12 protein-coding genes are annotated in these 12,377 nt (G+C 59.9%); 5 read left to right on the top strand and 7 right to left on the bottom strand.

The window, feature by feature from the left end; translation table 11 throughout:
• The first annotated feature begins 88 nt into the window (after positions 1 to 88).
• The 3 genes from QD357_RS26870 (at position 89) to QD357_RS26860 (ending at position 1,099) form a co-directional block, all read left to right on the top strand.
• Complete coding sequence (locus QD357_RS26870; protein WP_107106491.1) at positions 89 to 277, top strand: hypothetical protein; 189 nt, start codon at positions 89 to 91, stop codon at positions 275 to 277.
• A 91-nt stretch (positions 278 to 368) separates the two neighbouring features.
• Positions 369 to 491, top strand: a complete 123-nt coding sequence (locus QD357_RS26865; protein ID WP_260303263.1) for a hypothetical protein — start codon at positions 369 to 371, stop codon at positions 489 to 491.
• 365 nt (positions 492 to 856) lie between these two features.
• Positions 857 to 1,099, top strand: a complete 243-nt coding sequence (locus QD357_RS26860; RefSeq protein ID WP_107106492.1) for a DUF982 domain-containing protein — start codon at positions 857 to 859, stop codon at positions 1,097 to 1,099.
• Positions 1,100 to 1,317: 218 nt separating this feature from the next.
• Here the strand turns inward: QD357_RS26860 and QD357_RS26855 are convergent, their stop codons facing one another.
• The 6 genes from QD357_RS26855 to QD357_RS26830 form a co-directional block, all read right to left on the bottom strand.
• Positions 1,318 to 2,160, bottom strand: a complete 843-nt coding sequence (locus QD357_RS26855; protein WP_107106493.1) for an SH3 domain-containing protein — start codon at positions 2,158 to 2,160, stop codon at positions 1,318 to 1,320.
• A gap of 752 nt (positions 2,161 to 2,912) precedes the next feature.
• Complete coding sequence (locus tag QD357_RS26850) at positions 2,913 to 4,367, bottom strand: efflux transporter outer membrane subunit (RefSeq protein WP_107106494.1); 1,455 nt, start codon at positions 4,365 to 4,367, stop codon at positions 2,913 to 2,915.
• A gap of 353 nt (positions 4,368 to 4,720) precedes the next feature.
• Positions 4,721 to 5,665: a phosphoribosylaminoimidazolesuccinocarboxamide synthase gene (locus QD357_RS26845; protein WP_414125459.1), complete on the bottom strand. Its 945-nt coding sequence runs from the start codon at positions 5,663 to 5,665 to the stop codon at positions 4,721 to 4,723.
• A 127-nt stretch (positions 5,666 to 5,792) separates the two neighbouring features.
• Positions 5,793 to 7,538, bottom strand: coding sequence for an SLC13 family permease (locus QD357_RS26840; protein WP_414125450.1), 1,746 nt, complete (start codon positions 7,536 to 7,538; stop codon positions 5,793 to 5,795).
• A gap of 76 nt (positions 7,539 to 7,614) precedes the next feature.
• Positions 7,615 to 8,298, bottom strand: a complete 684-nt coding sequence (locus QD357_RS26835) for a phosphoribosyltransferase (protein WP_107106496.1) — start codon at positions 8,296 to 8,298, stop codon at positions 7,615 to 7,617.
• A complete protein-coding gene (locus QD357_RS26830) occupies positions 8,285 to 9,121 on the bottom strand; it encodes a pseudouridine synthase (protein WP_107106497.1) in 837 nt (278 codons plus the stop codon). The genes QD357_RS26835 and QD357_RS26830 overlap by 14 nt, the downstream gene beginning before the upstream one ends.
• Before the next feature lie 354 nt (positions 9,122 to 9,475).
• Here QD357_RS26830 and QD357_RS26825 point away from each other — a divergent pair, with 354 nt between their 5' ends.
• Both QD357_RS26825 and QD357_RS26820 read left to right on the top strand, forming a co-directional pair.
• Complete coding sequence (locus tag QD357_RS26825) at positions 9,476 to 10,195, top strand: response regulator (protein ID WP_107106498.1); 720 nt, start codon at positions 9,476 to 9,478, stop codon at positions 10,193 to 10,195.
• A 3-nt stretch (positions 10,196 to 10,198) separates the two neighbouring features.
• Complete coding sequence (locus QD357_RS26820; RefSeq protein WP_107106499.1) at positions 10,199 to 11,548, top strand: ATP-binding protein; 1,350 nt, start codon at positions 10,199 to 10,201, stop codon at positions 11,546 to 11,548.
• A gap of 63 nt (positions 11,549 to 11,611) precedes the next feature.
• Here QD357_RS26820 and QD357_RS26815 read toward each other — a convergent pair whose 3' ends face one another.
• The gene (locus QD357_RS26815) at positions 11,612 to 11,818 is read right to left on the bottom strand and encodes a hypothetical protein (protein ID WP_104821562.1); all 207 of its coding nucleotides are present in this window, start codon (positions 11,816 to 11,818) and stop codon (positions 11,612 to 11,614) included.
• Positions 11,819 to 12,377: the final 559 nt, after the last annotated feature.

The following is a 12,377-nucleotide window of genomic DNA, read 5'->3' as shown; positions in this document are numbered from 1 at the left end:
GCAGCATTCGTCCATCCACAACGGGTTTGTTCAAGGAACTTTTGTTTTTCTCGTGCATTCTCTCTTCATAAAATAAGAGGGCGAGCAAATGAGTTCACATATCAACTTCGAGAAAGTCGGCGAAAATAAGCTGCGGGAAGTCTGGAGTGTCGAGGATTTCGTGCGGCGCCATCGGATTTGCAAGGAAGAGGAACTGCGGCTGAAGAAGCTGTTCGGCGACTTCGCCACCAAGCAGGAGCTGCTGTCGAACGCGCAGAGGCCCCCACTGTTTCGCTAGAGGCTGTTTCGTTAGAGCGGGTGGACAGGCCGAACCGACGTTCATCGTGGACCGCTGCGACCGGTTGGTCCATTGCGGGGGAGGCCTTATCGTGTGGAAACGCTTTGAATTATGGCTGATCGATCAGCTTGACCGGATTTTTGGATTGGAGCGGCTCGCTCGCCGGGCCGGCTTCTCGGCCGATGATGCGAAGCGGATTGCACGCGAGAAGTGAAAGCATCTGACAGGCAGCATGAAGAAATCATCAAACGGCTCACCCGATCTATGGTGCTACCGGCCGAGGCTCATCCCTTAATTCCAGATTGTAGAAATACGCATATCGCCCCGTTTGCGAGAAAACGACCTTTGGTCTCGCTGGAACTTTATGCCTATTAAAAACTTTATCCTTACGTGAAACTCCCTGAGTCGCCGGCTACTCCATGTGGCCGGCGAATTTACCTCTTTTGAATCGTTTTGATTCTATGAAATGTGCTTGAATGTTCCATATTTTCGAATGCTCTGATTGAGGTTATAGTGGAGTTATGTGACCGTCTTGGAGGGCGGTCCCAGGCACTTGGTAGCGCGTGAGGAGGAGTATTCATGCGACACATCAAATGGAGCAACCCGATCGAGATCGGTTTCGCCCATGGCAGCTTCCAGATAGTGACCGGCCCTTCCGAGGCCCTGAATTGCATGGCCAACCTCTGGCCAGATCGGCGTGGTCCGCTTTATGTGGCTGCGAGAAGCGTCTGCCGAGCTGCGATCGACGGACGGAAATCCGCCGAAGAGGCGCGTGAAATGTTCATTTCCGCGACGCGCGAGGCGCATTTGAAAACCCATTGAGGCAGCGCGGCGCATCGACGCCGCCTGATTACTCAATCTTCCGAGCCGGCGAAGGCCGGCCGCTGTCGCGCAACTCCGAATGCGCGTTCTTCCTGACATCATTGATCCCGGTTTCGCCGCCATACCGATGGTTCGGCGATTTCCAGGCATAAGTGCGCAACGCGAAAGGCCAGCGACGCGGGGTCGCTGGCCTAATCATATTGCTGTCACGTCAGCGATTACCGGTTGGAGCCTCTTGGCGTCATGCGGCAATCAGGTTGCGTAACCGGGCAGGGGTCGACATGGTCGGGGCTGTATGGCCCTGGCGAACCGGCATTCGGCCGTGGATTGTTCTGCCCCTGTTGTGGTTGTGGCTGCGGTCGCGGCTGTTGCTGCTGCGGTTGTTGCTGCGGTGGCGGCCGGCGTTGCTGATCGCCCTGGCGGTTGTCGTCGCGCCGACGGTCCTGACCGCCGCCCCAGTCCTGGTTATTGTCCTGTTGTCCGCCCCAGTCGCGATTGCGGTCTCGCTGGCGGCGCCAGTCCTCATTATCCTGCTGGTCGCCCCAATCGCGGTTTCGGTACGGACGGCGATCCCAGTTGCTGTCTGAGCCGTCATCCCAACCGGGGTTACGATAAGGACGCTGGTCCCAATTCGCATCCGGACGGCGGTAGCCCCAGCCCGGCCCGCGCCGCCAGCGATCGCGGTCGCGGTAAAAGTCGCGGCCACGGTAATAGCGATCCCAATAGTCGTCGAAGTTGAAGGTGATGGTCGGAATGCCGAGCGGCCGGTAATATTGCGGTCCGACATAGATCCGGCGCGATTGATAGGTTGCCTGAATGTACTGACCGGCGACCCAGCCACGGCCGCCGAAGAAGGAGACGTCGCACCACGGTGTTTCGTTGAGGCAGCCGTTGATCTCCAGCGGTGTGCCGACGGGGATTCTGGTCACTGCCGGATACTGCGTGCTCGGGCCGGACCGCATATTGACGTTGGCGGTGGCAAAACCCTCTGCGGCTTCCGCGATCGCCGGTGTCGCAACGAATGCGGTCAGCGCAATTGCGGCAAGAAGCTTATGTCTCATCAATGCTCTCCTTCGCGCGTCGCCGGCAGGATGGGATCGGGCGGCGACTGCGCTGATTGCTGTTGTCCGCTTGCCCGACATCTCCGGCAAGGGACATGTGGTGCGGTTACAGGACCCGGCATGCCGTTTCCAGTTTCGATAAGATGAAAGTTAGCGCAATCACGGGATTTGGTTAGGTCCGGCGCTATTCTTCCAATCTTTTCAGCAGTTTTAGGAGAGTTTGCATGAATGCAGGTTGAACGAATACGGGTAAAACTCTCAAAATTTGTATTAATTTTTATAAAGGCCTACTTATTATCTTGAGGGTTACCATGGCTTTAGTGAGCGAATTGCCGCGTTCTCCAGTAATATGGCGAAGAGAATAATTTTCACCGGCCTTGAAATCGCCACCTTGTCACCCGATATGGTGTGCAGTCAGGCAGCCGGAGAATGGCGGGCGCGCTTCAAAGCGAGCCGTTTTCATTCCATGGAGATTGCGGAAGTGACGTTGACCTTGTGTTAACCTTTCGCGATCAATCTGGCTGCAGTTCCACCTTCCCTTTGACCACGGATGTACTGGCACTGATGTGAGGGTGGATGACGAAAGGCCGGTTCGCTCCGGCCTTTTTGTTTATTGGCTGTCTGGTGGCGTGCTTTGCGGAAGCGGAGCGCGCCATTTTTAATTTGATCCCATTTTTCCGACCAAAGAAAAACCGCCGCGGTTGCCCGCGGCGGTTCTTATGAAAAGCGCCCGACGAAGCCGGGCGGTCTGTTTAGTTGACGGTCTTCTTGGCAGCGACCTTGACGACCTTGGCAGGTGCTGCGGCAACGATTGCCTTTTTGGCCGGAACATAACCGGCGCCGATATTGACGTTCAGAGAGATGTAATCGATGGCACTCTGTGAGACAGCCTGGGCAAGGCTGTTCTGCGCATCCGAAACGTTGCGCTGTGCGTCGAGAACGTCGAGCAGCGAAGAGGCGCCGTCCTTATAGCTTGCCGTCGAGAGTTCGAGGGCTTCCTGATAGGACTTCACCTGCGCCCGCAGTGCGGAAACCGTCTGCGCATCGCGGCTAACGGCCGACAGGGCGTTTTCGACCTGTTCGACACCAGACAGCACCGTTTGCTTCCAGACGATATACTGTTCGCGGCTGCTAGATTCGGCGCTCTTGACGTTGGCGCGCAAGGTGCCGCCATCGAAGATCGGCAGCGACAGGCTTGGGCCGAACGACCAGGTCGTCAGGCTGCCGCTGATGGACTTCGTGTGAATGTAGGACGGCGAAATCGAACCACCGAGCGTGATCGTCGGGAAGAGCTGGGCTTCCGCTACGCCGATCTGTGCGGTTGCAGCAGCAAGGTTACGCTCGGCGACACGGATGTCGGGCCGGTTGCGGATGAGATCCGCCGGGACACCCGAATCGACACGGCCGCGGAATACCGGCTGGTTACCGCCGCTCTGCAACTGGGCGATAATGGTCTGCGACGGTACGTTGAGCAGCGTTGCGATATGATGCACCGCCTGCCGGTAGCTAATTTCGAGGCTCGGAATTGTCGAAAGCGTCTGGTTGACGAGACCTTCAGCCTGGACGACGTCGAGGCGGGAAGCAGCACCGGCATCAAGCTGGAACTTGGTCAATGCGAGCGTCTCGCGGCGAGACCTCAGGTTATCCTGCGCGATAGAAATGCGGGCCTGATAGAGGCGGACATTGACGTAGCTGTTTGCCAGATCCTGCAGATAGGTCAGGCGAGCGACGTCGACGTTGGAATAGGCCGCATCCAGCGATGCATTGGCGCTTTCCTTGGCGCGGCGGTATTGGCCCCAGAGGTCGAGCAGCCACGAAGCCGTGAGATCGCCGCTGGTGGTGTTTCGCGTTTCGGTTTGCGTGCGCAATCCGCCCTTCTCGCCGCTGGTCGTATTACCGCCTTGCACGAGGAGGCTCGGCAGCCCGCCGGCGGCGGCGGAAACAACATTGGCCTGGGCCTGATTGATGCGTTCCAGCGACTGCTGGATGTTGAGGTTTTCTGCAAGTCCCTGCTCAACCAAGGTGTTCAGCTTCCTATCGCCGAAGGCTGTCCACCATTGCGAACTCGAGACGTCGCTATTGATCTTCGTACCGCCCTCCGAGAACTTGCCCGCGAGGGGCATTTCCGGTGGCTTATGATCGGGGCCGCTGACGCAACCTGCCAGAAGAAGCAGCAGGGCGGGGGCGGCAGTACGAATGGATACCATCACATTATCCCACAATTCATTTTACATGGTCACTATCTTACGGAGTCAACGTGACCCCATGTGTGTCGGCGCTTCTGTCTACGCAATACCAATCAAACGAGCCGAAGCATTCGGCGTCAATCTATCAACAAGTTTGCAATAGCACAGTGCCTTTTGCGATTTTTCGCGGCGGAACACGTGTGGGAACATGACAAATAGGGGGGTTCCGGTAAAAAAATTATGAAGTGTTGCAAAAAACATACCCTACCCATTGCTACTTAAAGCAGTGAATGGTTAAGGATTCGAGATCCGACGCAACTCTGGGGCGGTCATTCCGTGCAGGTGCACGGCTAAATGACCATTCGGACGGTTCGTTATGGGAAGTAATGGGAGAGGCTTGCGCGAACCCGGTCGCGCGGTGTTGCACCGCGGTCGTCGGGAACGAAGGGCGTAGCCGTAATCGCTTCGTAAGCGCGGATGTACACCTTCGAGGTCTGTTCGATCAGATCGAGCGGAATTTCGGGTATCTCGTCCTTATAAGGATCGCACCGCTCGCTCACCCAGGCGCGGACGAAATCCTTGTCGAAACTTGCAGGGCGCGCGCCCTTTTCGAAGCTCTCTTGGTAACTGTCGGCCAACCAGTAGCGGCTGCTGTCCGGCGTATGGATTTCGTCGGCGAGAAGGATGTTGCCGTTTTCGTCGGTGCCGAACTCATATTTGGTGTCGACGAGGATCAGCCCCCGCTTGAGGGCAAGCTCCTGGCCGCGGGCGAACAAGGCCAGCGCGTAATCAGACAATGTCTGCCATTGCTCCCTCGTCAAAAACCCTCGCTCGACGATCTGCGCCGGCGTCAGCGGTTCGTCATGGCCGCCGTCGAATTCCTTGCTGGTCGGCGTGATGATCGGCTCCGGCAGGATCTGATTGTCGCGCATGCCGTCCGGCAGGGTGATGCCGTACATCTCGCGCTGACCCTTCTTATAGAGCGTCAGGATAGAGGTGCCGGTGGTGCCGGCGAGATAGCCGCGCACGACAACCTCCACCGGCAGGATGTTTAGCCGCTTGCCGACGACCACATTGGGATCGGGATAGGCGATGACGTGGTTCGGGCAGATGTCCTTCGTCGCCTCGAACCAGTAGCGCGCCGTCTGCGTCAGTACCTGTCCTTTATATGGGATGCAGGTGAGGATGCGGTCGAAGGCGCTCAGCCGATCGGTGCTGATGATGATGCGGCTCCCGTCCGGCAGGTCATAATTCTCGCGCACCTTGCCGCGGTAATAATTGGGCAGTTCCGGAAAATGGGCTTCGGAGAGAATTCGCAACTTGGTCACCAGCAGGCTCGTGCATCCGCCCTGCGGATGCTTCATGGTTGGACCCTTAACGCATAATACCAGAAATCGGAATCGATTTTCGGACGGGATTATCGTCATCGGTTAAGCGCGGCTGCGCTCAAATCCAGAACCAACCGATCAAGGCCAGTGCCAGGCCATAGCTGACAATGGTCAACAGCCAGCCGGCGCGCAGGAAGTCGGTGAAACGATAGCTGCCGATGTTCATGGTCAGCGTATTGTTATGATGACCGAACGGCGTGATGAAATCGAGCGAGGCACCGGCCGCAACCGCAATTAGATAGGCATTGGCGGAATGCCCCGCCTTGGCCGCCAGTTCGAAGGCGATCGGCGTCAGCACGATGGCGACGGTGGCGTTGTTGACGAAAGGCGTGATCACCATCGCCAGAAACAGGATGAGCGCGACGCCGAAACCCGGCCGTTCGATCGGCACGATGGCGCCGAGCCCGCCCGCCAGCATCTCCGCCGTCCCCGATGTCGCCACTGCCGTACCGAGCGGGATCATCGCCGCCAGCATAATGATGATCGGCCAGTTGAAATCGGCGATCGCAGCGCGCAGATTGATGAAGTTCAACAGGGCCATCGCCAGGATGACGCCTGCAAAGGCGATCTCCGGGCGAAGCAGGCCGGTAGCAGCGGCAAGCACGCCGCAGGCAAAAAGCAGAAGCGGCCAGAAGGAGCGCAACGGCGGCGTGTGGTCGTAGCTTGCGGCCAGCGGCAGGCATTCGCATTCTTCCAGCGCCTCGGCGATAGCATGCTTCGGCCCTTCCAGCTTGAGGATATCGCCGATCGAAAGCGTAAGATCGTCGAAACGGCCTTCGATGCGCGGCGAGCGCATGGAAAGCCCGGTGATCGCGACCCCCCGCGAGCGGAAAACGTCCAGCGATTGGACGCGCGAGCCGATCAAAGTGCTTTGCGGCATGACCACCGCTTCGCTGCGAATGAAATCGGACCCGTAGGGATCGGGATGGGATTCGAGCATCAGTACGCCCTTGGCCGAAAGCCTGTCGAACAGCACGTCCGGCCCTTCGGCAAGCAGAATGTCGCCGGCCTCGATCACGGTGCTTTCGGCAGGAGAGGCAAAGCGGCTGCCGCGGATCAGCGCATACGGCTGGATACCGAAAGCCCGACGGCAGTCCACCAGGCGCTGCCCGACCAAGGGGGAGCCATGCGGTATCCGGCGTTCCGCGATCATCTGCCGGTCCACGGTCCGGCCGGGGACTGCATCTTCCTCACTCGATCTGGGAAACAACCGCGGAACGGTCGCGGCAATCACAATCACGCCGACCACGGCAACCGGCAGGCCGACATAGGCGAAGTCGAAAAAATGGAAGCCGCGTCCCGTCGCCCTGAGCAGCGCGTCGCTGACCAGAAGGTTAGCCGGCGTGCCGATCAGCGACACCAATCCGCCGAGTAGTGCTGAAAACGAAATGGGGATCAGCAATTGTCGCCGTGGAATGGCGGTGACGTCGGCGATGCGCAGCGCCACCGGCAGCGCGATGGCATAGGCGCCGATATTGTTCATGAAGATCGAGATGAAAGCCGTCAGTCCGGAGAGAGCTCCGATGATCACAAAGGACGGCGGATCTGCGGCAAGCAAGCGGTCCGCCAGCGCGCCGAAAAGCTGCGCCCGTGCCAGCACCTGCACGATCAGCAGGATTTCGATCACGGTGATCACGACCGGGCTCGCGAGGCCGGAAAACACCCCCTCTGACGAATAGAGGCCCAGCGCGTATCCCGCAAGCAGCCCGGCGATCGAGATGACCTCGATCCGGAAACGGTCAAGACAAAACAGCGCCAGCATCAGGCCCAGAAGGATCAGCAGGGATGCTTGTTCGAACGTCATGGGCGGGCCCCGGAGATTCGCTAAGACCCAGAATGAACCAGCCGGCCGGTTCTGTACAGCCCCGGCGAGACCGCCGTCAGGCAGGCCTGCGCCAACCGCCGTTTCCGCTCCTTTCGAGGATCGGCGTCGAAAAAACGCCGACGATCCGCCCGTTCCACGGCATGCCGGTGGCATCGACCCGCTCCCGCCAGCGCTCGGATTGCAGCATGGCCACCCCGATCACGACAGGCTCGATGCCGCATGCCGCCAAAAGCTCCAGGCCGGAGACGATGGAGGCGCCGCTCGAGATCACGTCGTCGATCAGCCCAACCCGCTTTCCTTGCAGAAGCGGCAGCATGCGCGGATCGATATAAAGCCGCTTCTCCTGGTTCGGCGTGGTGATGGAGGACAGCGAAACCGACAGATCCTCGCGATACCAGAATTTGCGCGAGGTGCCGAGCGGAACATAACGCTGATGGCCGAGAGCACGGGCAACCGCGCTTGCTAGCGTCAGCCCGAGCGTTGGCAGCCCGGCGACAACATCGACATCATGTATCGCGATGCGTGCGGCTAGCGCTTCGGCCAGCGCCTCCTGCACGGAAAAACTGGCCTGATTGATGATCAGCGAGGCCAGCGCGTGGTCGCCATCGGCCAGCACACGGATCGGCAGACGCATTTGCCGCCTGTCGGGCAGCTCCGCCACATAGAAATCGCGGAACTCGCCGCTTGCATCAAAGCTTTGCGGCGGATGGATTTCCTGCCAGAAATCATGAGGCTGCATTGCGTCCCGCCTTCAGCCCATTTCGCCCCTTCTTTTCCAAGCCCGCACGGCGGCGAAGCCCGAGAATTTCCGCCTCCGTCAGCGCCCGGACCGCGCCTTTCGGAAGATCGCCGAGCGCGATATCGCCAAAAGCGACGCGCACCAGTCGCAGGCATTCGATGTCGAGCACCTCCAGCATCCGCCGGATCTGCCGGTTGCGCCCCTCCTTGAGCTCGACCTCGATCCAGGCATTGCGGTCACCGCTGCGCAGCAGGCGGGCGGAGATGGCGGTCAGAAGCTCCCCATCGTCAATGATTCCACGTTCCATGCGGCTCAGGAGTTCTTGGTCCATGATGCGGTTGACCTGGACATGATAGATCTTGCTCACATGGGTGACGGGATCGAGCAACACCTGCGCCAACACGGTGTCATTGGTGAAGAGAAGCAGCCCTTCGCTTGCCTTGTCCAGCCGTCCGACCGGTGCCAAATGTCGGGCGTCGATATCCTTCAGACAGTCATAGACCGTCGGCCGGCCCTCGGGATCGTCGCGTGTCGTCACCAGCCCGCGCGGCTTGTTCAGCATGAAATAAAGCTGCTTTTCTGCTGCGATCTCGACGCCGCCGACGGCAATCCGCGCCCGGTCGAGATCGATCCAGGCGGCCGGATCGGTGATCTTGCGGCCGTCGACTGTAACGCGGCCGGCAGCGATCAATGCTTCGGCCTGGGTGCGCGAGCAATAGCCGAGCTTCGACAGCGCCCGCGGCAGCGTTACGCGCTTGCCTTCAGCCTCCGGCCGGCCTTTCGCCCCCTTGCCTGATCTCTGCGGTGCATGCCTTTGGCTCACCCCGTTGCCTCGTCCTTGTTGTGTCGATGGTTAGGCGTATCGGCCCGATAAAGCACGAGGCCAATCCTTCGCACGGGGAACGTCGCGACGCAAATCGCAGCAAAGGGAAACACACAGGAGAGACAGGGCTCGCGCCTTGTCAACGCGAGCCCTGCCGGCGGGCCGGAGCGGCGATGGGTCGGGTGCGGCGGCGCCGGGGTAGCTGTCGCCGCCCGCTCCGGAGGGGGCCGTCGCGGCGAAACCTGCATGGCCTCTGTTGCCGGAATTTTTCAGAACGGCGGAAATTTGTTACAGTTTGTATCACCGGCCGTTTCCTTGTTGTCAAAACCGCCCTTCGCCTCGCATGGATGCGTCATGGTTTGTGCATCGCTTCTTCTGGTCGAGGACGACCGCGAAATTCGGGCGCTTCTGGAGGAGTTCCTGAGCCGCGAAGGGTTTGCTGTCGAGGCGGTCGAAAGCGCCGCCGCCATGGATCGCGCACTCGCGAGAGGTTTTCCCGATCTCATCATTCTCGACCTGATGCTGCCGGGCGAAGATGGGTTGTCGGCCTGCCGCCGCATACGGGCGCGCAGCCAGGTGCCGATCCTGATGCTGACTGCGAAGTCCGATGATATCGACCGCATTCTCGGCCTTGAAATGGGCGCCGACGATTATCTCGGCAAACCCTTCAATCCGCGCGAGCTCTTGGCGCGCATCCGCGCCATCCTGCGCCGCTCCGGTCCCGAACGACCCGAGGAGGGCAGCGGCCCGCGCCGGCGCAAGAGTTTTGCGGGCCTCATCGTCGATCTCGACGGCAGGGCGATCGAGATCGAAGGCGAGGGTCCGGTGCGCCTGACGACCGCGGAGTTCGATCTGCTCGTCTGCTTCCTGGAACGGCCGCGCCGGGTGCTGTCGCGCGACCAACTGCTCGACTGGACGCGCGGCCGTGGCGCCGATCCCTTCGATCGCACCATCGACGTGACTGTCTCGCGCCTGCGCACCAAGCTTGCGCATTATTTGCCCGATGGCGCGCAGGTCATCACCACTGTCCGCAATGCCGGCTACCTGCTGACCGTCGATGTGAGGGATGTCTGAACCATGCTGAAACTCGGCCTCGTTTCCCGCATCATCATGATCGTTGCCGTGGCGCTGTTCATCATCCAGCTCGCCGCCTTCGTCGCCGCCAGTTTGAAACCGGACTTGCCGCTCAACCACCAGCTATCGCCGGCGATGCAGGTCAAGTCGGCGATGCGCCTCCTCGATGCCATTCAGCCCGAGGCGCAGGAGCAGGCCGCGCGGGCGCTGAACGCCACTGGTCTCGATCTGCGCCTGGTCGATGCCGCAGCGCCCGCGCAAAATGATGCAGCCGATCTCACTCTCGGCCGCACACTGGCCCGTGAGTTTGCCAACATGGCGTTTGGCGATCGTTATTTCAGCTTACGCTCTCTCCCGGAACGACCGCAGGGTTGGTTTTCAGTCGGTGCTCCCGACCGAACGATAGAAGTGTCGATCGGCGTTGCCGGCGGCAAGGTTGCCGTCTTCAGCCTGGCCGATACGCCGACGGTGCGGCTGCGCGGCGTGCCGGTGGGCTTCATGGCCGGACTTCTCGGCGTGCTGGTGGCGGTGATCGCCGTCTGCGCCGTGGCGCGCGAGACGCGGCCGCTGACCAGGCTGTCACGCACCGTCAATTCCATCGGAAAGGGCCTGCAGCCGATCGATATTCCGGAGCGGGGCGCCTGCGAGCTGCGCATGCTGATCCGCGCCATCAACGGCATGCAATTGCGCATCGCTGCCTTGATCAACAACCGCACCCTGATCCTCGGGGCGATCTCTCATGATCTCAGAACCTATCTCACCCGCTTTCGTCTGCGTATGGAGATGATGCCGGACACGCCGCATCGCGAGCGGGCGATCGCCGATATCGAGGCCATGCAGCGCCTTGTGGAAGAGGCGCTGGGCCTTGCCCGTAGCACCGTCGTTTCCGGAGGAAGGGATATCGCCGATCTTAATGTGGCCGTTTGCGCGCTTGTCGCCGAGCGCCAGGATGGACCGGACCTCGTCTCGTTTTCGCCGCTGGGGAGAGAATTGGCGGTGACGGTGCCGCAGACCGCGCTGGCCCGGGTGCTGGACAATCTGATTGACAATGCGCTGCGCTATGGCGGCAGGGCCGATATTTGCATCGAGCGCCGCGACGATCACGCTGCCATCATTATCGGCGACCGCGGCCCAGGCATTCCGATGGAGCGGCGCAAGGATGTGCTCGAACCCTTCGTTCGTCTGGAGGAATCGCGCAATCGCGATCTCGGCGGGAGTGGTTTGGGGCTGACGATCGTCCGACAGATCCTGGATGCGCACAATGGCGGGCTTTGCCTGGAGGATCGTGATGGCGGCGGGCTCAATGCCATCGTGCTTTTGCCGCTTGCAACAAGCGGTCGGGTGGCTGCCTGAATTAAGGTACAGCAAAGAGTTCGCGCGTGAGTGCGCGATCCGTGCCATCTGTCGCGTTACCGCTCAATGACGGGTGAGGAAGCGCTTCAGTTCCTCCCGGCTAACGACGATGCCTGCGGCGGCCTTTTTCGGGTCCGGATGGGTATAGGTGAAGCTCGGCAGGTCAGGCAGATCCAGTGCCTGGCGCATATTCATGATGCCGAGCGCCCTCCGTCCGGTGGCGCTGTCGACGCTGACTTCGACGATGCTCTCTGGTCTTGTTGTTTCCATGGTGTCCTCCCACCTTCTTATATAGCAGAAATCTCATGTAAAATATTGGTTTTTATGAGACCTGGCCTAGATAATAAGGCTTAAGCCCCGTCCCAGGCCGCAAGGATTGATTAACCATGAATTGGCTTCCGGACGGCGAAATGCGATTATCTATGCCGGGTCCGAACGGCAGATCTCTGCCAAAAACCGAAAATTTTGACCGGTTGGACAATATTTTTCGCCGGTTTCACCGGTGATCGAAGCCTTCCTCTCCATCTCCCTACAAATCCCCCAACAAAATCAGTCACTTACAAAAATGTCAGAATTTTTACAGAGAGGGTGTTGACTATGTTCGGGTGGGGGGTCTATAAGCCCGATCACTGACGAGGGCGGCGGCGCTGCTGGCGACGAAGTCTCTCGCTCTAGAGTTTCCTGGATTGGCTGCGATGCTGATTGGTGGTTCTGAGCTTAGGTGCTTGGGCTTGCGGGAAGGATATTCGACCGGGGTTTCTGGTCTGTTATTTGACAATTGAAGATTGGAAGAAAGAGAAACGTGGGCGGCGGAGCTTGCGGGTGCGGG

Origin of the sequence: Rhizobium sp. BR 317, from assembly GCF_047445835.1 — a bacterium.
Lineage (GTDB): Bacteria > Pseudomonadota > Alphaproteobacteria > Rhizobiales > Rhizobiaceae > Rhizobium > Rhizobium paranaense.
This window is presented reverse-complemented; position numbering and strand designations above follow the sequence as displayed.